This window comes from Acinetobacter nematophilus (assembly GCF_026344175.1).
Lineage (GTDB): Bacteria > Pseudomonadota > Gammaproteobacteria > Pseudomonadales > Moraxellaceae > Acinetobacter > Acinetobacter nematophilus.
The window spans coordinates 439,218-459,774 of sequence record NZ_JAPKMY010000001.1 but is presented as its reverse complement, the minus strand read 5'-3'; the positions used below and the strand labels follow the sequence as shown (position 1 = coordinate 459,774).

The 20,557-nt window shown below is 38.3% G+C and carries 28 protein-coding genes, 1 other RNA gene and 1 riboswitch; of the genes, 8 read left to right on the top strand and 21 right to left on the bottom strand.

The features are described from left to right. The first annotated feature begins 91 nt into the window (after positions 1 to 91). Both OSH00_RS02225 and OSH00_RS02220 read left to right on the top strand, forming a co-directional pair. Positions 92 to 820 carry an SDR family NAD(P)-dependent oxidoreductase gene (locus tag OSH00_RS02225; RefSeq protein ID WP_338150148.1) on the top strand — a complete coding sequence of 243 codons (729 nt, stop codon included), beginning with the start codon at positions 92 to 94 and terminating at the stop codon, positions 818 to 820. Positions 821 to 840: 20 nt separating this feature from the next. Beyond that, positions 841 to 1,395, top strand: coding sequence for a flavodoxin family protein (locus OSH00_RS02220; protein ID WP_266129047.1), 555 nt, complete (start codon positions 841 to 843; stop codon positions 1,393 to 1,395). Positions 1,396 to 1,478: 83 nt separating this feature from the next. Here OSH00_RS02220 and OSH00_RS02215 read toward each other — a convergent pair whose 3' ends face one another. The 6 genes from OSH00_RS02215 to rpoD all read right to left on the bottom strand — a co-directional run bounded on the left by OSH00_RS02215 (position 1,479) and on the right by rpoD (position 8,178). Continuing rightward, the gene (locus tag OSH00_RS02215; protein WP_196076080.1) at positions 1,479 to 2,891 is read right to left on the bottom strand and encodes an APC family permease; all 1,413 of its coding nucleotides are present in this window, start codon (positions 2,889 to 2,891) and stop codon (positions 1,479 to 1,481) included. A 268-nt stretch (positions 2,892 to 3,159) separates the two neighbouring features. After that, positions 3,160 to 4,344, bottom strand: a complete 1,185-nt coding sequence (locus OSH00_RS02210) for an iron-containing alcohol dehydrogenase (protein ID WP_266129046.1) — start codon at positions 4,342 to 4,344, stop codon at positions 3,160 to 3,162. A gap of 3 nt (positions 4,345 to 4,347) precedes the next feature. Continuing rightward, complete coding sequence (locus OSH00_RS02205) at positions 4,348 to 4,881, bottom strand: hypothetical protein (protein WP_004828241.1); 534 nt, start codon at positions 4,879 to 4,881, stop codon at positions 4,348 to 4,350. Positions 4,882 to 4,957: 76 nt separating this feature from the next. Next, a complete protein-coding gene (gene lipB, locus OSH00_RS02200) occupies positions 4,958 to 5,647 on the bottom strand; it encodes a lipoyl(octanoyl) transferase LipB (protein WP_266129045.1) in 690 nt (229 codons plus the stop codon). Positions 5,648 to 5,818: 171 nt separating this feature from the next. Continuing rightward, positions 5,819 to 6,106 carry a YbeD family protein gene (locus tag OSH00_RS02195; RefSeq protein ID WP_004828246.1) on the bottom strand — a complete coding sequence of 96 codons (288 nt, stop codon included), beginning with the start codon at positions 6,104 to 6,106 and terminating at the stop codon, positions 5,819 to 5,821. Positions 6,107 to 6,231: 125 nt separating this feature from the next. Beyond that, the gene (rpoD, locus tag OSH00_RS02190) at positions 6,232 to 8,178 is read right to left on the bottom strand and encodes an RNA polymerase sigma factor RpoD (RefSeq protein WP_266129044.1); all 1,947 of its coding nucleotides are present in this window, start codon (positions 8,176 to 8,178) and stop codon (positions 6,232 to 6,234) included. Between the two features lie 328 nt (positions 8,179 to 8,506). Between rpoD and OSH00_RS02185 the strand changes: the two genes are divergently transcribed. Together OSH00_RS02185 and OSH00_RS02180 are read left to right on the top strand one after the other, a co-directional pair. Further along, entirely contained in the window at positions 8,507 to 8,713 is a 207-nt protein-coding gene (locus tag OSH00_RS02185; RefSeq protein WP_004722524.1) for a PA3496 family putative envelope integrity protein, read from the top strand. Positions 8,714 to 8,779: 66 nt separating this feature from the next. Continuing rightward, positions 8,780 to 9,304, top strand: a complete 525-nt coding sequence (locus tag OSH00_RS02180; RefSeq protein ID WP_196076084.1) for a YecA/YgfB family protein — start codon at positions 8,780 to 8,782, stop codon at positions 9,302 to 9,304. Between the two features lie 135 nt (positions 9,305 to 9,439). Here the strand turns inward: OSH00_RS02180 and OSH00_RS02175 are convergent, their stop codons facing one another. From OSH00_RS02175 to trhO, 4 genes are all read right to left on the bottom strand, one after another. Further along, complete coding sequence (locus OSH00_RS02175) at positions 9,440 to 9,709, bottom strand: DUF4282 domain-containing protein (RefSeq protein WP_196076085.1); 270 nt, start codon at positions 9,707 to 9,709, stop codon at positions 9,440 to 9,442. A 232-nt stretch (positions 9,710 to 9,941) separates the two neighbouring features. Then, positions 9,942 to 10,550, bottom strand: a complete 609-nt coding sequence (locus tag OSH00_RS02170) for a LysE family translocator (RefSeq protein ID WP_266129043.1) — start codon at positions 10,548 to 10,550, stop codon at positions 9,942 to 9,944. A gap of 412 nt (positions 10,551 to 10,962) precedes the next feature. After that, positions 10,963 to 11,538: a DedA family protein gene (locus OSH00_RS02165; protein WP_266129293.1), complete on the bottom strand. Its 576-nt coding sequence runs from the start codon at positions 11,536 to 11,538 to the stop codon at positions 10,963 to 10,965. Positions 11,539 to 11,781: 243 nt separating this feature from the next. Then, positions 11,782 to 12,714 carry an oxygen-dependent tRNA uridine(34) hydroxylase TrhO gene (gene trhO, locus OSH00_RS02160; protein WP_266129042.1) on the bottom strand — a complete coding sequence of 311 codons (933 nt, stop codon included), beginning with the start codon at positions 12,712 to 12,714 and terminating at the stop codon, positions 11,782 to 11,784. A 232-nt stretch (positions 12,715 to 12,946) separates the two neighbouring features. Between trhO and OSH00_RS02155 the strand changes: the two genes are divergently transcribed. Next, positions 12,947 to 13,429, top strand: coding sequence for a DUF1289 domain-containing protein (locus OSH00_RS02155; RefSeq protein ID WP_196076088.1), 483 nt, complete (start codon positions 12,947 to 12,949; stop codon positions 13,427 to 13,429). Between the two features lie 105 nt (positions 13,430 to 13,534). Here OSH00_RS02155 and ribB read toward each other — a convergent pair whose 3' ends face one another. Next, positions 13,535 to 14,194 carry a 3,4-dihydroxy-2-butanone-4-phosphate synthase gene (ribB, locus tag OSH00_RS02150; protein ID WP_196076089.1) on the bottom strand — a complete coding sequence of 220 codons (660 nt, stop codon included), beginning with the start codon at positions 14,192 to 14,194 and terminating at the stop codon, positions 13,535 to 13,537. 108 nt (positions 14,195 to 14,302) lie between these two features. Further along, positions 14,303 to 14,460, bottom strand: a riboswitch (FMN riboswitch). 170 nt (positions 14,461 to 14,630) lie between these two features. Here ribB and OSH00_RS02145 point away from each other — a divergent pair. Beyond that, complete coding sequence (locus OSH00_RS02145; RefSeq protein ID WP_266129041.1) at positions 14,631 to 16,460, top strand: DUF2157 domain-containing protein; 1,830 nt, start codon at positions 14,631 to 14,633, stop codon at positions 16,458 to 16,460. Next, entirely contained in the window at positions 16,457 to 16,996 is a 540-nt protein-coding gene (locus tag OSH00_RS02140; RefSeq protein ID WP_266129040.1) for a GDYXXLXY domain-containing protein, read from the top strand. The genes OSH00_RS02145 and OSH00_RS02140 overlap by 4 nt, the downstream gene beginning before the upstream one ends. Before the next feature lie 162 nt (positions 16,997 to 17,158). Here OSH00_RS02140 and OSH00_RS02135 read toward each other — a convergent pair whose 3' ends face one another. The 9 genes from OSH00_RS02135 to OSH00_RS02095 all read right to left on the bottom strand — a co-directional run bounded on the left by OSH00_RS02135 (position 17,159) and on the right by OSH00_RS02095 (position 19,532). Then, positions 17,159 to 17,617, bottom strand: coding sequence for a gp16 family protein (locus OSH00_RS02135; RefSeq protein WP_266129039.1), 459 nt, complete (start codon positions 17,615 to 17,617; stop codon positions 17,159 to 17,161). 3 nt (positions 17,618 to 17,620) lie between these two features. Beyond that, positions 17,621 to 17,827 carry a hypothetical protein gene (locus tag OSH00_RS02130; protein WP_266129038.1) on the bottom strand — a complete coding sequence of 69 codons (207 nt, stop codon included), beginning with the start codon at positions 17,825 to 17,827 and terminating at the stop codon, positions 17,621 to 17,623. A 1-nt stretch (position 17,828) separates the two neighbouring features. Then, on the bottom strand, positions 17,829 to 18,014 hold the full coding sequence (locus OSH00_RS02125; protein WP_266129037.1) for a hypothetical protein: 186 nt from the start codon (positions 18,012 to 18,014) through the stop codon (positions 17,829 to 17,831). After that, a complete protein-coding gene (locus tag OSH00_RS02120) occupies positions 18,011 to 18,298 on the bottom strand; it encodes a hypothetical protein (protein ID WP_266129036.1) in 288 nt (95 codons plus the stop codon). Before OSH00_RS02120 ends, OSH00_RS02125 begins: the two co-directional genes overlap by 4 nt. Beyond that, a complete protein-coding gene (locus OSH00_RS02115; protein WP_266129035.1) occupies positions 18,295 to 18,684 on the bottom strand; it encodes a hypothetical protein in 390 nt (129 codons plus the stop codon). Before OSH00_RS02115 ends, OSH00_RS02120 begins: the two co-directional genes overlap by 4 nt. 10 nt (positions 18,685 to 18,694) lie before the next feature. Continuing rightward, positions 18,695 to 18,844, bottom strand: coding sequence for a hypothetical protein (locus tag OSH00_RS02110; protein ID WP_266129034.1), 150 nt, complete (start codon positions 18,842 to 18,844; stop codon positions 18,695 to 18,697). Next, positions 18,845 to 19,156, bottom strand: coding sequence for a hypothetical protein (locus tag OSH00_RS02105; protein WP_266129033.1), 312 nt, complete (start codon positions 19,154 to 19,156; stop codon positions 18,845 to 18,847). A gap of 4 nt (positions 19,157 to 19,160) precedes the next feature. Further along, positions 19,161 to 19,229, bottom strand: an RNA gene (locus tag OSH00_RS02100) — hammerhead ribozyme type II. Further along, positions 19,230 to 19,532 carry an HU family DNA-binding protein gene (locus OSH00_RS02095; RefSeq protein WP_266129292.1) on the bottom strand — a complete coding sequence of 101 codons (303 nt, stop codon included), beginning with the start codon at positions 19,530 to 19,532 and terminating at the stop codon, positions 19,230 to 19,232. 41 nt (positions 19,533 to 19,573) lie between these two features. Here OSH00_RS02095 and OSH00_RS02090 point away from each other — a divergent pair, with 41 nt between their 5' ends. After that, entirely contained in the window at positions 19,574 to 19,822 is a 249-nt protein-coding gene (locus OSH00_RS02090) for a hypothetical protein (protein ID WP_199981613.1), read from the top strand. A gap of 116 nt (positions 19,823 to 19,938) precedes the next feature. Here OSH00_RS02090 and OSH00_RS02085 read toward each other — a convergent pair whose 3' ends face one another. After that, positions 19,939 to 20,556: a DUF3164 family protein gene (locus OSH00_RS02085; RefSeq protein ID WP_049044370.1), complete on the bottom strand. Its 618-nt coding sequence runs from the start codon at positions 20,554 to 20,556 to the stop codon at positions 19,939 to 19,941. Position 20,557 lies beyond the last annotated feature (1 nt).

Here is a 20,557-nt window from a genome sequence, read left to right as displayed (position 1 = left end):
TTGATACTAGATTTCAAAAGTATATCATAAATTTATAGCGTTGAAACAGCCTGTGACTGAGTCAGTTGTTTTGACTGACCATATGATCTGAATGGGGATTGTTGCAATGAAAATTACAGATGCAGTCATTTTTATAACAGGTGCAAATCGAGGGTTAGGTTTAGCATTGGCACAAGAAGCTGTACGACGTGGTGCCCAAAAAGTATATGCAGGAATGCGTAATAGTGCAGACTTTAATGAACAGGGCATGATTCCGGTTATTGTGGATGTAACAGATCCTATTTCCATTCAAAATGCAGTAGCAGAATGTGGCGACGTTAATATTTTGGTGAACAATGCGGGAATTGCCCGTCTTAATCAAAGCCCAGTTGAAAGTAATGTTGTGGCAACAACACAAACTGTTTTAGAAACCAACTTATATGGGGTAATGAATACAACTCAGTATTTTTCCCCCATTCTTGAAAGTCAGTCTGAAAGTTATATCGTCAATATTCTTTCTGATGTGTCTTGGGAGCCAAGTACACTTTTGACCAGTTACGCAGTGTCTAAAGCTGCGGCCTGGTCGTTTACCAATTCAACTCGTCAATGGTTATCTCAATTTAATGTTCATGTGATGGGCGTACATGTGGGATTTATTGATACTGACTTAACCCAGACACTTGATATTCCTAAAATTTCTCCATCTACTGTGGCAAAACAGGTATTTGAGGGAATTGAAGACAATGCATTTGAAGTATTGGTGGGAGCATCCACACAGGCACTGAAAAAAGGTTTAACCGCAACATTACCCAGCTATATCAAATATTCAATTCAAAAGTGACATATACACGAGGATTTATCATGTCAAAAATTGCTGTCGTTTATTATTCAGGTTATGGTCATACTCAAGTGGTTGCAGAAACTTTCGCAACTGAAATTAATGCAACATTGATCCAAATTGATCAGGAAGGAAACATTCAAGATCAAGATTGGGACACTTTAGATGCTGCTGATGCAATTGTATTCGGTGCACCTACTTATATGGCAAATGCGCCATGGCAGTTCAAAAAATTTGCTGATGCATCTTCAAAGCGTTGGTTTACACGTGCTTGGAGTGACAAAATCTTTGGTGGTTTTACCAACAGTGCAAGTTTAAATGGTGATAAGCAAGTGACCTTAATTTCATTGCAAACGCTTGCATCTCAACATGGGGGGATTTGGGTGAGTCTAGGATTGTTGCCAGCCAATACAAAAGATGCGACACGTCAGGATGTGAATAATTTAGGTGGTTCTGTGGGCTTATTGGTTCAATCGCCATCTGATGCCAGTGTTGATGAAATTCCAAGTGGTGATTTGGAAACAGCAAAAGCCTATGCAAAACGTATTCAAGCCATTACGGATAAATTTATTGCATAATTCATGGTTTTATTTCTGGAACCCATCCAAAAAAACAAAGGCGCATTGAGCGCCTTTGTTTTTAGAACTTTGGAAATATTTGATTATTCATGCTCATTATGTTGCGGAGCAGGATAGCGGAAACCACGAGTTTTATATGCTAAATAGGCAACACCCAGTACAGCCCAAGCTAATCCAAGCTTTAATGCCATTTCATCAATTTCTAGCCACATTAAAAATACGCTGGCAAAACCAAGTGAAGGAATGACAACATAATTAATGATTTCTTTCAGTGATTTGGTTCTGCCATCGCGTAGTGCGTAGCGCGAAATCACTGAGAAATTCACAAAGCTAAATGCGGTCAAAGCACCAAAACTAATCAAGTTAACGATATGCTCAAGGTCTAGGAAACCCGCAGAGAGTGCAACTACGCCGACAATCAAAATATTATAGGTCGGGGTATGTAGTTTCGGGCTGATATGACCAAATACTTTTTTGTTGATTACCCCATCACGTCCCATCACATACATCAAGCGAGATACACCAGCATGTGCCGAAATTCCTGATGCAAGTACCGCAATCACAGCGAAATAAAGCACCAGCTTTTTAAATGCGATACCGGTGATTGCCGTGAGAAGTGTGGTATTGCCTAACGCTTCCAACATCACAGGTTGAGACTCATCCAATGGATTAAAGTAAATCGTTGCATTGCTCGGGAAAAATAGCTGGATAAAGTAAGTGCTCACAATAAAGATGATACCTGCAATTAAAGCAGTTGAAAAAATTGCTTTTGGCAAAGTTTTCTCGGCATCTTTGGTTTCTTCAGCCAGTGATGAAAGTGCATCAAATCCGGTGAACGAGAAGCACAGAATCGTTGCGCCTCCAATTAATGCACCAATGGTTGTCATTTCACTCCAAAAAGGAGCAAGTGACCATAATGCAGCTTTATCTGGATTTAATGTGCCATCAGCATAAACGCCTTGCGTGAGCAAGACATAAACTTCATAGACAAAATAGAAGATGATGCCTAACTGAACAACGACAATGGTACTGTTAAATCGTGCGACAAAACGAGAACCAAATAAGTTAATCACTGTCATAATGGCAGTCAACGCAATAACCCATATCCAGTTATTAACGTCTGGGAATAAAGCCCTTAAGTAAATATCCGCCAAAATAATATTGACGAGTGGAGATAATAAATAATCTAACCAAGATGACCAGCCGACCATAAAGCCGACATTGGGGTGGATTGATTTTTGTGCATAGGTATAAGCAGAACCTGAAGAAGGGTAACGCTTAATCATGTGACCATAGCTGATAGAGGTTAAAAGAATGGCAACAAGCGCAAAAATATATGAAGTTGGAACGTGTCCGTGACTTCCATCTGATACTAAACCGAATGTATCAAATAAGGTAAGTGGCTGAATATACGCTAGACCAATAATGATGATATGCCACAGCACAAGATTTTTTTTCAGTTTGGCTGCGGATTGGGTCCCAGTGATATCTGTCAACGGCGTTATCCTCTTAATCGTTGATCAAGGATCAGTCATATTTATAAGGATCGTTTGAGACGAACGATCCCCCCTAAAGAATAAAACAAAAGTGCGCCAATCTACTCTAAAAAGGCAGCATTTGTCAGTAACTTTGTTTGCTTTTTTAGCAGAAAACATGCCATCTTGATTAAAAAATAGCTGACTGACCATTCTGCAAGATAAAAGCCCGATGTTTAGATAAACATCAGGCCAATTCATATGTGTATATTGTCTTAATTTTAAACAATTACCAAGCTTTTTCTAAGATAGATTTCAAATCTTTCAAGGTTGCTTCTTTAGGGTTAAAAATAATGGATCCATCATTGAGTGCTTTATCTGCAATTTCTTCAAATTGTGATTGAGTGACTTTACCTGTCTCACTGAGTGTACGTGGTAATTTGGTCAGACTGTTAATGCGATCACGCATTGTTTTCAACATCTCTATGGCTTTATCGGCGCGTTGGTTGGCAGGTGTTTGTGCATAAATATCAGCGCCAGCAAGTGGTAGTAATAGATCAGCGATTTTGTCACCATTCACTTCTTTATTGTATTCCAGTACATAAGGGAGGAATAAGTTCATACATAAACCATGTGGTAAGTGAGCGACGGCACCTAAAGCATGACCCAGTGAATGAACAATACCAACCATAGAGTTGGAAAATGCGATTCCGGCCATAGTCGATGCTTGTGCAAGTTCTAAGCGCCCGTTGGCATCACTTGGATTATCCAGTACATCAAACAGACTCTTGCTGATTTTTTTGATCGCAGCTGTAGCATAGGCATCTGAGATCGGATTGGCCGCGATACAGGTATAGGCTTCAATCGCATGTGTCATGGCATCCATTGCCGTCATTGCCGTCAAATGCGGTGGCAAGGTCTGAGTCATTCTTGGGTCAAGAATAGCCGCATGTGGCATTAAGTAATTAGATGCAAAAGCCAGTTTTACATTTTTTTGATTATCCGATACGACAGCTGCAAGTGTCACCTCTGAACCGGTACCTGATGTCGTCGGGATCACGAAAAAAGGTTTAAGTGGGCGAGGGAGGTTATGTGCACCTGAGTACTTTAATAAATCATCACCACCTTCGGATACAAGAATATTGGCAGTCTTGGATGTATCAATGACTGAACCCCCACCCACTGCAATAATCGCATCACAATTATTTTCGCGATAGGCCTGAGCCGCAGCTCGCACAGTTTCTAGGCTAGAGTCGGGAGGTACATCATCAAAGATTACACCAATTTTAATCTCAGTAGATTCAAAGGCTGCTTCAATTGGTGCCAAGAGTTGATTGGCGCGAACACCTTTGTCAGTAATGATCATCGGGCGTTTAGCGCCTAATGCGGCAAGTTCAAATGGAATGTGCTCAAGCGCAGCATGACCTGCAATCACTTTTACAGGGCAGAAAAATTCGTAATATGGTTTTGACATGGGTTAAGCGCTCCCTTTTAAATATGATTGGGCAACTTTGAGATAAATATTCGCTGCGCCAGCTAATTTTTCTTTTAAAGTTAATTCTGAAGGATATTCTTTGACCGCAAGTTCTGCGACCAGTTTTGGTAAGATCAATGCTTCCATCTTGTTTAGGCAACGCACTAAACGGATCGCATAAGATACATCACCATCTGCAATCATACGGTCATTGGCAAAAGCTTGCGCTGTACTTTCTTGGAATGAAAAGACCAGGAAAGCATGATGAACATGCTTAAAAATAATCGAAAGATCAGGTTTATGATCTAATGATTTGACCAATTCAAGCTGTTGTTTTTGATTCACCTTGGCAATAAAAGAAGCGCCATTTGGAAAAACTTTCATCGATAATGTAAAACCAACAGGGAGTACAGATACTTCATGTTTAATTTCATCATCAACTTGACTCGCCATCACTAAACCTCTGCCAATCACATCCATCATGAGTTTGACATAGGCTTGTTCCAAAGCGGGTTTGATAGATTTACTTGAAATCACTCGCTAATCCCTTATTCAGTTGCATTTTGTTTTAGAGTAATTACTCTAATTTGTTTTTGGGGAAAAAGAAAGTGATTTATTTACATGTGACTGCATCGTCACTTGAGTTTTTGTCAATGATTTCGATCTCACTAAAGTAATTGCTTCGTTGAAAATACTCAACCACATCTTGAGACAATTGATTGTAATCTGGATAATTCTGAACTAAATCACAAACCCGTACCATTTCTAAACCGGAATAGCCACAGGGATTGATGGTATGAAAACCCTCTAAATTACAGTCAATATTTAAAGCTAAACCGTGATAGCTCCGTCCTCTGCGGATTTTAAAACCTAAAGAACCAATTTTCCTTTCATTGACATACACCCCGGGTGCATCAGGTTTGGCATAGGCTTCAACTTGATATTTCTTAAGCAAATCAATCATCAGATTTTCTGCATAAGTCACGAGTGTGCGGACATTCCATTTCAAACGGTTCAAATCAAACATGAAGTAAATCACCATTTGACCTGGTCCATGCCAAGTTACTTGTCCGCCACGATCTGATTGCACGACTGGAATATCCGTATGCATTAAGATGTGTTCTGGTTTACCTGCCTGTCCCTGAGTAAGTACGTCAGGATGTTGGAGAATCCAAAGCTGATCAGGTGAGTGTTCATCACGTTGCTCAGTAAAAGATTTCATTTCTTGAAAACGTTCTGAATAAGAACTTAATTCTTGATACTGGCGAATAATCAGGCGAGGTTTTAGAACAGCATCGTTCACTGATATGTATCCTTGAGAGAAGGGCGGATTCATGAATTATAAAGAAATTTATCCAATAAAAGTGAAAGCTGTTGCTGAACTTTTACAAATAACTGCTCGTCCAATATATTGAAGATAATGAATCGGCATAAAAAACACGCCATATAGGCGTGTTCCTTATTGTTTGTCAAATTACAATGCTGTACGGATATGTTCGCAAGCTGCAAGGTCAGCATATAATGCATGCACTTGTTCAAGCTCATCAAAACGCAACTGAGCAGTAATTGAATGATATTTACCTGTACGCGATGGTTGTACAACGAGGGTTGCTTCATCAAATTCCGGAAAATGTTTAACCAAAATTTCGACGACAGCACCACGTAATTCTTCACCCGCATTACCAATCAATTTAATTGGGTAATCCATTGGAAAAACCCAAAGATGTTCTTGTAATTCGCGAGATGGAGTGCGGTCTAACATTTTTTCACCTCTAATTTATCAACAATGCCTGCAACAGTGCAGGCATTGTGTTTGTCTTAAATACTTAATGGGGTTACTCGATTAATTTTCAAGTCCCAACAGCATTCATAGATCAAGCATTGAAATCAGTCATTTTCAAGGAATGAACGCAAATGTTCAGAACGTGATGGATGACGCAGTTTACGTAAAGCTTTTGCTTCAATCTGACGAATACGCTCACGTGTTACATCAAACTGTTTACCAACTTCTTCCAGAGTATGGTCTGTTGGCATATCAATACCAAAACGCATTTTCAAAACTTTGGCTTCACGTTCAGTCAGGTTTTCAAGCACTTCACGCGTTGCTTCTTTTAAGCCTTCTGAAGTTGCAGCATCAACAGGTGAGGTGATGTTGCTGTCTTCAATGAAATCTCCAAGATGTGAATCTTCATCATCACCGATCGGCGTTTCCATGGAAATTGGCTCTTTGGCAATTTTGAGGACTTTACGCACTTTAACTTCGTCCATCTCCAAACGCTCACCTAATTCTTCAGGAGTAGGTTCACGTCCCATTTCTTGAAGTAATTGACGAGATACACGGTTGATCTTGTTGATCGTCTCGATCATGTGCACAGGAATACGGATTGTACGTGCTTGGTCTGCAATAGAACGAGTAATCGCCTGACGAATCCACCAAGTCGCATAAGTCGAGAATTTATAACCACGACGATATTCAAACTTGTCTACTGCTTTCATCAAGCCAATATTACCTTCTTGAATCAAATCGAGGAATTGCAGACCACGGTTGGTATATTTTTTCGCAATCGAAATTACCAAACGTAAGTTTGCTTCCACCATTTCTTTCTTGGCACGACGAGCTTTCGCTTCACCAATCGCCATACGTTTGGAAATATCTTTAATTTCTTTGACGTTTAGATTAAGTTCTTTCTCGATGTCTGCAATTTTTTGTTGAAATGCCAATACATCTGGGCGAACTTTTTCTAAATAAGCTTTCATCTCAGCAGGCGCTTTGGCAATTTGCTCGTCCAACCATGCTGGATTTGATTCTTGACCAGGGAATGATGTACGGAATTGCGTACGATCCATACGTCCACGGCGAACTGCATAGCGCATCACTTCACGTTCAGAGGTACGAATCTGCTCGTGTGTACCACGAATCATTTCGGAGATAATGTCAAACAAACGTGGTGTGAATTTGAACATCATAAATACAGTGGCAAGTGCTTCCATTGCTTCAACACCTTGAGCGCTATTGCGACCATGTTGAGCAATCGTTGCTTTTGCCGTATTCCAAACTGCTTCTAATTCATCAAAACGAACTTTGGCAATTTCAGGGTCCGGACCAGACTCACCTTCAGAATCATCATCTCCTTCTGACTCTTCATCTTCGTCATCATCATCCAGTTTAACTTCTTTGGTTGGTTTGGTTGATGAAGTGCTTTCATCATCAACTAAATCTTCTGACTCATCTTCTAGAACTTCAGGAATCTCTTCATCTGTTTCAGGATCTAAATAACCTGAAAGAATATCGGCAAGGCGACGTTCACCTGCTTCATAATCTTTATATTCTTGTAGTACAACTTCTACTGCATTTGGCCAGTAAGCGATGGAATGTAAAACATCACGAATCCCTTCTTCGATACGTTTAGCAATGCTGATTTCGCCTTCACGTGTAAGAAGTTCAACAGTACCCATTTCACGCATATACATACGTACAGGGTCAGTGGTACGACCAGGTTCATTTTCTACAGAGGCAAGTACAGCAGCAGCTTCTTCTTCTGCAACTTCATCGCCAGCTTCGCTATTCCCATCAAACATTGCATCGTCAGTTTCTGGTGCACGTTCATGAACAGGAATACCGACGTCTTGAAGCATTTGAATAATGTCTTCAATCTGTTCGCTTTCTGTGATTGAGTCTGGGAGATGATCGTTAACCTCAGCGTAGGTTAAGTAACCTTGTTCTTTGCCTCGGCTAATAAGAGCCGCTACTTGTGAAGTAGGGGAATGCATTTCGCTCATCTTTACTCTCTTCTCGTTGAATCTGTGGCAGTGAAAAACCGTGCATGATAGCACAATCTGTTAATATATAGATGTGAATAGCTCAGCTATCCCATCAGAAAACCCGTCAAGAATGGTCTGATAGAATGTTTAGAATTCAAATTCAATCAATTAGGTGGGGCTGAAATTGTTATTTTCAAGATCATCCCGTGCGTTTTTTGTCCGAATTTATCGAAAAACAGCAAGACGCAGGGTGGATTATATCATTGCATAAAATAGGGCTTAAAAAAAGCCCAATTTGGTCGATGAATGCAAAAAAAATAAAAAAAACTTGACAAGTTTTCTGAAGACAGATAAATAGCGCCTAGACCCATTCACTTTTTTTCATTATGAGGTAGTTTTAGTGTCTTCTACAGATTTTGAACTAGATGATAACTACGGTGATGATGATGTTAGTTTTGATGAGTCATCAAGCAAAATTAGCGCCAAAGAATCTTTAGAAAAGCGACGTTTGATCGATGATTTACTTGCACAGCGTCGTTTGGAAAAAGATCTAAAAGATTTTGATTATGACATTGATGACGACGACGATTTTGATGATGAAGATTAAAAATTCATTGGGCATAGGCTTGGAAAATGCTATGCTTAAATCTGATCAAAGTTTATTGGAAACAAAATGAGTGCTTTAGATTTAGACCTGCTGAGCGATTATCTAGATGGTGACCAAAACGAATTTGGTCTAGATTTCGCAGCGACTCACGGTTTCTTGTGCGCAACTGCAGTTGGACCTCGTTTTGATCAATGGCTAGATGAGTTGTTTGATAACAATCAAAAGAAAGTTCCAGCTGAAATTATTGCACAAATCAAAGCATGGCTTGAAGCGATTCGTCAGAACTTGGCCAACGAAGAAGGAATTGAGTTTCCTTTTGAAATTGAAGAAGCAGACGTAGAGTCTAGTTTAGGGGATTGGAGCGTAGGTTTTGTAGACGCAATGTTCCTGAATGAAGATGCTTGGTTTGCACCAGAATATGAAGAGCAAATTGTAGATTTAACACTGCCGATGATGGTATTTAGTGGTGTTGATGATGAAGATCCTCAAATGGAATCATTCCGCCGTAATGGACAGTTGATGGATGAAATTGCTGAAGAAATTCCAGAAAACCTTAATGAGATTTACTTGATGTATCATACACCAAGTTAATCGACTCAGATAAAAAAAGCCTGCTTTCTCCAGAGAAAGCAGGCTTTTTTTGTTTTGTCTATAACACACGGATATGGACATATTGAAGGATGTAAATTTGAATGATATCTGCTTATTTACACCATATTTTTTATATTACGGTTGTCGATCTGCAATTTTCTTTAAATTTTCATGAATTTTAAAAATCACAATCAGCAATTCAGAGTAAACCCGAACAGCCAGACCACCAAAGACAATGATCAGTACTGCTGAAATCAAACGGCTAAAAAATCCTGAATATGCGCCATAGCCAAAACCAAACAGTGTCGTCAAAGCAGCGATCACGACACCAATCAATCCGAGCCAATATAATACTGTGACAATTTTAGGGGTAAGCATGTCGTTGAGGGTGAATAAATTATTCATATATTAAGTACCTGTTATATTCTTCATTCAATGTTGTAGGTGCATTGGTTTGTAAATGATTAAAATTTGCACTTTTGATATTAAATGAGATTTATTACATAATCAATCTTGCAAATAAAACAGGTTGAATTTCCTCCCAGTTTCTATTGTTCACATACAAATGATTTTTGAGGTATTTAAGACAGACTAATTTCTCTCAAAAATCATGATATCCGAATGATTTTTTCGAAATTTAGAACTTCGCGAAAAGTAAGCTGCAACCTAAAATGAATAATAAAATCCCAATAATCTGATTGATGATAATTTCATGATCTAAAATTTTATTGCGGATTGTAGGGTGAGCGCAAAATAGGGCAATAAGTGCGAACCAAATAAAATGGCTGATTGAAATGAACGCGCCATAGGACACTAATTTCAGCGTGGAGTTACCCACTGTAGTCATCAATTGTGCAAATAAACTGACGACAAACAGGGTTGTTTTGGGGTTCAGACTATTGGTTAAAAAACCATGTCGAAACGCCTGCCAAGCAGTGATGCCTACACCATTTTCATCCAACTGTACTTTGTTTTGGGTGAAGGTTTTGTATCCCAGATAAATCAAATAACCTGCACCAATATATTGAATCATTTGCAAGAGATAAGGCATATGATTTTTTAAAAAACCGAGTCCCAGTAGACTATATGCCACATGAATCCAGACACCGCCTGCAATTCCCAGTGCCGTACTTAATCCAATTTTACGACCATATAAATAACTGTTACGCGTCACTATGGCAAAGTCAGCACCTGGGCTAATAACAGCCAAACAAGTGATTAAGATGACGGCAATCATTTCATTCACTCATGTATTCCTTATTTAGAAAATAAATTATTGTGTATATTTTTCATATATTTGATTTGGAAAAAATCAACAATAATTTTTGACTATCTATGAGTTTTTGGAATAAATATAAGAGTGGTTGAATTTCTTCAAGTTTATTTGCCAATTGCTAAGTTTATCTTTGTTATGGCTGTAAAGATTGAGATCAAGTGATTAAATCATCGCCATTTTAAAGATCTTGAGGGGGAGCTGGAGTTTGAATATTTTTTAGAAAGGCATGTGAACAATTATTTTGAAATTGAATTCAAGTATTTTATAGGTGCAAAGTAGGAAATGTACTGACTTGATGTAAGGAATGGATGGGTGATCAGCATCGTGCTTCTCCATTTATATGCTCTAAATTTTCAGATTTGATATCCTTGACTGTACTGACTTAGCTCTTTTTGAGTCTTCGATATAGCCAATACATGATGAAAATTACCACAATGAAAATAATCACATAGCTCACCTGACTGAAAATCTGTTGCATCAAGGCAGTATTGTTTCCAAAGTAATAGCCGACTGCAGCAAGGAAACTGGTCCAGATGACAGTGCCCAGACTGCTGTACAGCATAAACTTCCAGAAGGGCATATGACTCATACCTGCTGGAATACTAATCAAAGAGCGCACAGCTGGAATCATCCGCCCAAAAAAGACCACATTGTGACCATACTTCTCAAACCAGTCTAAAGCCTTTTTAACGTCTTCTGTCTTGATAAAGAGATATTTTCCATAGCGATCTATCCAATCAAAAATTTTTTGATTGGGAATCTTATACCCGATCCAATATAACAAGGCTGCTGCAACAAGTGAGCCTATACTTCCTGCAATAATGACACCTGATAGGAGCAACTGTCCTTGAGATGCGGTAAATCCAGCAGATGGCATAATAATTTCAGAAGGAATAGGAGGGAAAACATTGTCTAAAAACATCAGCAGAGCAATACCGAAGTAACCCAGTTGCTCCATGATCGCAATAATCCAATCAGTCATTTTATATATAAAAATAGGCAGTTATAAACATACTATTGTGTACATTTCAGAAAATATAGTAGGGATTTGTTGTGCTTTAAACTGTTGTGATTAAATCATCAAAAAGCGTATAGAAAAATTTTTTTATAAATTTTAAATCTGATACACGACAGCTGACAGATATTTCAAAAAAAGCCGCAGTGGATTAACTACGGCTTTCTGTGGTGGAGTGTTCTAAAATTAAAGACGTTTGCGCTTTGCTGCAATAATTTGAGATTGGCGCATTCGGAAACCTTCTTTTTGCTTCTCAGATGTTTTGTCAATGCAGTATTTACATGATACACCGTGCTCATAACTTGGAAGAGCAGCTTCTTCTGGAATCAATGGCCAACCGCAAGCGTGACATTTAATATTTTCACCTTCTTGCATGCCATGTGTGACAGCAGTACGACCATCAAATACGAAGCATTCACCTTCCCACATGCTTTCATCAGCAGGGGTTTCTTCAAGATATTTTAAAATACCGCCTTTAAGATGATACACCTCGTTAAAACCTTCTTGTAAAAGCAGGGAAGTCGATTTTTCACAACGAATTCCACCAGTACAGAACATCGCAATTTTTTTGTCTTTATGCTGTTCTAACTCTTTTTTTACGTAGTCTGGAAATTCTCGGAAAGTCTCTGTCTTTGGATCTATGGCACCTTTGAATGTACCCGCCTTATATTCATAATCATTGCGTGTATCAATTAAAATGACATCATCACGAGCAATCAATTCATTCCATTCTTTAGGATCTAAATAGTGACCCACTAGATCACGTGGTTTGACTTCTACACCCAGTGTGACAATTTCTTTTTTAAGTTTAATTTTCATTTTACGGAACGGTTTTTCGGCACTATGGGATTCTTTGTATTCCATCGTGCTGAAACCTTGATCTAACAGGAATTGATGAATTGTATCAATCGCTTGACGGTCACCAGCAACTGTTCCGTTGATTCCTTCATCCGCTACAATAAGAGTACCACACAGGTTGATTGTTTTTACCAACTCTAAGAGACGCTGTTGAAGATCAGCAGGATCTTGAACTTCTTTGAATTGATAAAGTGCGGCAACAACCCAACCAGAGGTCGCTTGCTGTTCTACAGGTGCAAGCTGTTCTACAGTAGCGTTCATGGAGTACTCCAAATATAAAATAGGACAAAATTAAAGGCGGCTATTTTAACGTGATTTGCCGGAATTTGCGAGAAAACCCTAGTGTTTGTAGTGCTTTTTTATTCCATGAGAAAAATATGGGTTTTTATACTAAATCTAGTGCTTTAAAATAACCTATATACAATATATAGTATTGCGGAATGATGGTTTTATGCTGGAATTTGCGCAGTTTTGTGGATATAAGGAGTATATTTTGAGTAATGAGCGTCGAATACCAACTTTAACACCATGCGCTGGTCGTTGCTCAACGGTATTTGGTGATTCTGTATGTCGTGGTTGCCGTCGCTTTAATCACGAAGTCATTCAATGGAATACATATAATTCTGATCAACGGTTAGCGGTTTGGAAACGCTTAGATGCGCAGTTAGACCAGATTTTGGTTCCAATGCTTCCGCTTGCGGATTTAAGGCATATAGAAGGTTTTATTCAAGCTAAGCGCATTCGTGTACTCGATTCGGCTTCAAAGGGTCGTAAGCTATATCATGCTTTAAAACTTTGTGAAAAAAATAAACATCTGGCTGAGGAAAGTGGTTTAGGCATTCAGCCTAAGCAGGTTAAGCCATTATGGGATGAGTTTGAGCGCCGTGTGTTGGCTTTGGCAAAAGCAAGCTATGATTTTGCCTGGTTGCGTGCAGATGGTATTCGACAAAGTATTTTGCATTTGGAAGATGTTTAGATCTTTTCGCTATATATTTTAAAAATAAATCAAAGTGATAAAAAAATCCCAATTCAATCATGTGAATTGGGATTTTTAAATGCAAATTACATTGTCAGTAAATTTCTAAATATTATGTTTGAGGCGGTATTGAACCAATTCCTCGATGGTAATGACAGTCAAATGGTGTGTCTGAGCATAAGCAAGCACTTGAATTCCCGCAGCCATTGTTCCATCCGGATTAGTGACTTCACATAGTACGCCAGCCGGTTTTAGACCCGCCATACGAGCCAAATCAATTGAACCCTCAGTATGACCACGTCGTGTCAATACACCTCCATCGCGACCACGTAATGGGAAAATATGACCGGGACGGTTTAAATCACTTGCTACCGCTCCTGTTTTAATCGCAGCATGAATTGTGGTGGTGCGGTCTTTTGCTGAAACGCCTGTTGTAACACCTTGGGCAGCTTCAATGGTCACAGTGAACGCTGTTTTAAATTGACTTGAATTGTCCTGCACCATAGGCGGTAATTCAAGATGGTCTGCGAGTTCATCAGTAAGTGTCAAACAGACAATACCGGAACCATCACGAATCATACGCGCCATGGTTTCGACATTGAGTGTTTCAGCAGCAACAATCAGATCAGCTTCATTTTCACGATCAAAATCGTCCATGACCAAAACAGGTTTGCCTTGGCGCATATCTTCTAAAGCTTGTGCTATACGTTGATCGGCAGGAGATAAAGCAGAAAAGAATATTTCAGGTTGAATTAAACTAGACATTGAAACGCTCTCGTAAAAGTAAAAATACGGTGGAACATTTCAGGACATGTGAAATAGTGGCGTTACAAAAGCATTTCCAATACAAAGTATTGAAATCTATAGCTGTGACGTCGTCTTCTTTCATCCGGACTATACCGTCGGCTTTGGTATTTCACCAAATCTGCAAACCACTGTTGAATGTGATTCGCTCGTGGGCTGTTGGATCATGATTGAAAATCGGTCCAATTTACCACCGGTGGGGAATTACACCCCGCCCTGAAGCGATGTAGATTTATTATAGTCAGTTTTTATTGAAAAGGATGCTTTTTTTTAGAATGATGAGTACTATACTTAGAACAATAGTTGCTATAGAAAATAATCAAATTTATACATCATTTCATCGTATTTATTGTCATAGTGATTCATAACAACAAAGAATAAATAAGAGGGGCGTGCATTGCTTAATATTCAGCAAGAATTATATTCATGGCGAAATGATCACTTTGTTCAGCATTTACAGATTGTGGGATTTGCGCTTATCGCCGTCAGTATTTTATATTTGACTGCAGCAAATTGGTTGATGTTGCCTCACATATTCCAGTTGGCAATTCCTCAGGTTTTATTGTTATCGAGTGCTTTAGCAAGCCTTTTTATGACACAGCATGATTATGTAGTGCAGTGTTTACATACAATCAGTGGCTTAATGCTGGGGTTAAGTTTGGCTGTCATTGGTCAAATTTATCAAACAGGTGCGGATAGCTATCTACTGTTTTTAATCTGGTCGATTTTATTACTTCCATGGCTGTACCGTCCTAATATCGGTGTTTTTAGCTTGATATGTATTATCAGCCAACTCACCCTATTTTTATTTTTTAAACAAACATTTTGGGCAGATGAATATCCAGTCATATTCTTAGTCAGTTTGAATCTACTTTCATTATTTCAGTTTTATCTTTGCCTTCGTTATTATCAAAAGCTGCGTTATCTGTTTATTTTATGGTTTGGCATTCTTTCAATTTGGCATATGGGGATATTTCTATATGCAGATGGCGGTTTAGCATTCGCTACAGCCATGGTCTTTACTCTGCTAAAAGTTAAGATCGCATATTTGCTTTCATCATTTTTCCTACTTTCTGTTGCATTGAGTTATTTTTATCGTAAAAGGGATCAGCTGTGCAGTGTATTGTCGGCAGTAGGGCTTGGAATAACTTTTACACTGGTGATTTTTAAGTGGATGGAGGGTCTGTTTCGTGAGTCTGAAGTACTTGGATTATTTTTAATCGCACTGGTGATTTTTAGTTGGTTTGCACTGATTACTTATCTGTTGATTAAATTTATCCCTCAAAATAGATTTAACAATATACCTATTGCGGTAGGTGCATGGATTGCAGGTGTCTTATTGGCATCATTGATGCTGACATTTTGGGGTAATTTTTCCTTGATCATGGGCGCAGTTTTTGTGCTATTGGCTGCCTTTATTTTAATGAATAAACAGGCTTTGTTTTTAAGACAATTTGCTTATTGTATATGGGTTGCAGGGCAAAATGCTGTGATTTTCCATACATTTGAATTAACGGATCTATTCTTCCCAATTTTCTTTATTCAACTGATCCTGCTAGCGCTTAGTTGTTTTATCCGCACACATTGGTTCTTTGTTTTTATTCAGATATTTGCTTTGTATCTGTCTGGCATTGCGATGATTTGGGACATCAGTACTTTCTTTGGCGTACATCGTTTTGTTGAAAATTTCTCATATCTGGTCCTATTGAGTTATGGGTTTTATCTGGTCATGATCTGGATAGATCGTATTCAACCTCGGCAGTATCAACGAAGTTTAGCACTGGCTAATTTGTTGATTATTCTCTCGTCCTTGGGTTTTTATACTTTATTTGGTCAAGATGAATTGGATCAAATCAAATATATTCCTATCCTCTGCTTGGGCTTACCTATTTTATGGTTGGCTTTATTTATGCTGTTGCGGATGCGCAATCAATTTAGCTTGATTGCCCAATTGATATTATTGGCTTTTGCAGCGGTATTGATATTTTATGGTTATTTTGAAATTTTTATTTGTATTGCCATCCTTTCGTGGGCATTGTCACAGCGAGATAAGATTGTCTATGGTCTAGCTTTAGTGACTTTGGTGCTGATCCTGTGGTTTATTTATTATGCCTTGAATGTCAGTTTCCTTGTGAAGAGTCTAAGTATTTTTAGCTCAGGACTACTTTTATTGATACTCACTTGGGTGCTGCATAAATTCCAAATAAAAGAGAGAGTCAATGTATGAAAAAAATCATTCCTCTTTGTCTGGCTTGTATCAGTATCATTATTTTTCTGGGAATAATTTTTAAGAATGAACAACATTTAAAGAATAGCGAAAGTATCTATGTCCGTTTGCAACCTGTAGATCCTCGTTCATTTATTCAAGGGGATTATATGGCACTTAACTATCAGCTTTATTTGATTCCGCAGGATACAAGGCTATCAACTGGTAAGTCCTTAGATGCTGCAAATACCGATAAAGAGTCTACCGATTCAATCAGTCAGGTATTTTCAGGGCGTTATTATGATGAACATATTAAAAATAAATCCTCGATTTTGACGTATGTAGTATTAGATCAGCAGCGTCGAGTGATTCATACTTATTTTGCTCCTCCTGAAAATATGGCAACTCTCAAGTTGATATTAAAAAATCCAGACAATCGATATTCGTCATTATATCCGGCTTCTAAAAGCTTTTTATTTGCGGAAGGTTTGGGACAATGTTATCAAGCTGCACATTATGCAGAGTTTAAAGTTGACAAGCATGGGAATGATGAGTAATAAGATAAAGAATAGAGAATGTTGAGATAATTGTGGGATTTATTCGGATTTATTAAGATACAGTGGGATGAGTTTTGAAACGTTGTTGCGTATTTTGCAATGAAATCTTGTTGAGAATTTTGGCTGCTAAGAAGATGAATCTTCAAAAGCAGCCTTTTTGTTTTAAGAAACTGCGTTAGGTGAGTTAGGCTCTTTTCGTTCAATGTTACAGCGTTTACACCATTGCCGTAAATGGTTAATGATCATATCTGCACTTTCACTGCTAAGAAATTGCAATGCGCTGACATGAACTTTATTTTCAACAAATTTTGCTAAAGCCTTTTCGCTGTTATTGCGAACCTCACCAGCATTATATAATTCAAGCCATAAATGACGTATCAATTTGCTTTGTGCATCATCCGCAAGATTTTTAACACCAGTTTTACCTTTTGATTCGATGTCGAAACCTAACTGTTTCATGCGATCCAGCACAGCATTAAGCTGTGCAATGGTCATTTCTTTTGAACTGGTTTTACCAGTAGTACTTTCAAGTACTTCACGGTATAGCTCATCATCTAATCCTAGTTTAGATTTAGCAACATGAATGAGCTGAATAAGTTTAATTTTTTTATTAAATTTCATACATCACCCTAGACGATTTAGTTTTTCAGCTTCTAGTATTGCTGTTGGTACTGAATTTTGAGTTTCTGAATCGCTGATCAATATACATTTATAAGTTTTTGAACCTACAAAAAAACCTCCAAGGCGTTCACATTCGCTTGCAACTATGATGTGGGTATAACGATGACATAGTGCCCATGCAATGATGAAACCAAGTAGAAATTTACCCATATCAAGCTCCTATGATGGCTTGAAGTAAGCCACCTATTGCAAGTAAAGCTAAAGTGCTAGTACTTCCAGCTTTAAAGAAGTGGTGGCTTTTCAGATAGCTATGAGCCAAATATAAACAAGCGAATAATCCAGCGAAAAAAACGGAAAAATATGCAAGAGTAAATAACAAGCTAAATAAGCTATTCATATGCTATTTTCCTTTGGAAGCTCTAATGATTTGATGGTATCCATCACTTTAATAACCGAGTCATACTTCAGGTTATTTAAATATTGATGATGTGGTGGATCGAAACAATTAATAAATTCAGAAAAACTAGGATGTAAACCTTCTTTATTTAGGAAAATACTGAATTCATAAGCCATTTTTAAAATTTCGTTTTGAAATCTTTCTGTTGCTTTTTCATGCTTGATTGAAGCACGATGTTGCAAAACCATTCTTTCTTCTGCTGAAGTAATACGCATTGTTTTCATGCTATTTCTCCAATGCTTTGTACAAGTGCTGTATGTACGCTAGGACGTTGTACAGCCCATCGAGCCAGTACTCCATCATCACAAGTAAAAATTGACACTAAAAATGCTTCAGCTTTTGGCTGCTTTGGATTCCAATGAATGACTATTGATTGATCAAAATCATTTTCATATTGATCAAGCTGATCATCTGTTAATTCATCGCACATATCAGAGTCATAAAAATCAACATTTAAGAAGTTCTGCATTTGCTCATAGTCAAATTGTGAAAGCTTTTCATTTTCAGGATGATTAAAAATTAAGTATTTTTGGTACTCAGGATGAATCCAATAACCAAATTCGTCTCGTTTTACATCAACTGGTGTAAGTTGTATTTTTCTTTCAATCATGGTCATTTCCTTACTGCATAAAACCATATTTAGTTGCACCACAAGAACATTTGTATAAGCCTTTCAAGCTGATAGAAATAGTGCGTGCTGTTTGAGTACGTAATTCGACATTTTTGACGTGTTCCCATTTATGGCGGCTGCCAACAGTGCATTTTTTCATTTACATACTCTCCACTCGGTAATCATTAACTTCAATATTTTTGATCTCATAAAATGAGTCATTTTCAGTATCTGGCGTATTACCTTTTCTCCACTCTGAATAAATAATGCCGAAAACATCGTTGTTAGAAGTCGCATACCCATTTAAAACAAGCCGTGCCGCTGTTTTGTAAATATCATCTGAGTTTTCAACGTAGAACCCACAATCGCAAACACCTTCAATATCTTCTACAGTGGGATTTGATGCCCACTCAGCAAGCTCAATTTCTATTTGAGCTTCTACCGTAATTGTCACTAATTTTTTAATACCCATATTTTCCTCGCTGCTCGTCAGTACCAGTCCACGACGACTGGCAGACACAGGCACGTATGCCTGTGTTTCGCAATTAGTTCACTGCTTCTTTAAATGCCTTGCCAGCTTTGAAAGTTGGTGAGTTTGTCGCTGGGATAACAAGCTCCTCACCAGTTTTAGGATTACGACCTTTGCGTTCAGCACGTTGAGTAATTTTGAAAGTACCAAAGCCTTTCAATTCAACTGTTCCACCACTTGCCAAAGCATCGATGACACCTTTTTCAACAGCCTGAAGAGCAGCTGTTGCTTGCGTTTTATTGATGCCAGCAGATTGAGCAATGAGTTCAATAAGATCAGCTTTATTCATGAGATTGTTTTCCTTGAGGTTTACGGTAATACTTGAATTACCTGGTTTAAAAAATGGTTATTGAGGTGGTTATGAGTGAGAATCCATACAAAGGTGATCGCCCAACGGTACAGACTGAGCTGTTAGAGTTGGCTTGGATTGCTCTTGTTGATGAACTTGTTGCAAATGGTCAGTTAGATCCTGTTGCTCTCTCTGAGCGTTTGAAGAAAATGTCAAATGATGTGAGTAAGGACAGTCCTTTTCTGGCTGGTGGACTTCTTTGTTTTGCACATCTTGAACAAGTGTTGAAACCGAAATATGGTCTTGAACCAGACGAATAGCTTGTTCATTCGTCAATGTTTGAGTGCCATTTGCTCTAGTTGTTTGAGAAAGCACTCCAGCAATCATTTCATCTTGATTCATCTTTGATCTCCTTGGTTTTGAAAAATGAATGTTTTTAAACATTTGCAAAATCAAGCGAGATTGCTTGGTATTTGCCTTCACTATCACGCTCGTAAAAGCGGACATATCTTTTGCTATCTACAATGTTGATGCTTTCAGCGATGGCATCCATTGCCTTGAGCCATTTAGGGTCATCAAAATCATGGCGACGTAATCCAAGTACTCGACCTGTTGAAATCTTTCCTTCTTTATCGACCTGAAAAGCTTCTAAAATAAGGGCTTTAAGATAGTTGTTTGAATCGACAGACCAGGATTGAATGCATTCATCAATCAAGATTTTTGCGGCTTGTAGACGTTCATCAAAACGAATGGTGTCTTGAATTTGTCGAATGATTTTGTATTTACCATCAAAGCTATAAAGCGTGATGTTGCCTTTATTGCCACCGATATGGACATCGAATTGTTTAAGTGACAAGTCGATAAATGCGGTAATTTCAGCAAATGCAATTGCCTTAAACTTTTTAAGGTGCTCTTGCGCTTGTTTAGCCTGACCAATTAAGTCAATGACTGATTCATCACGGACCAGATCAATGGGTTTGATGGTGTCTTCAGGTACTAAACGACCTTTACTGTCTTGTCGAAAGCCTTCAGGGATTTGAACTGGAGCATTCATA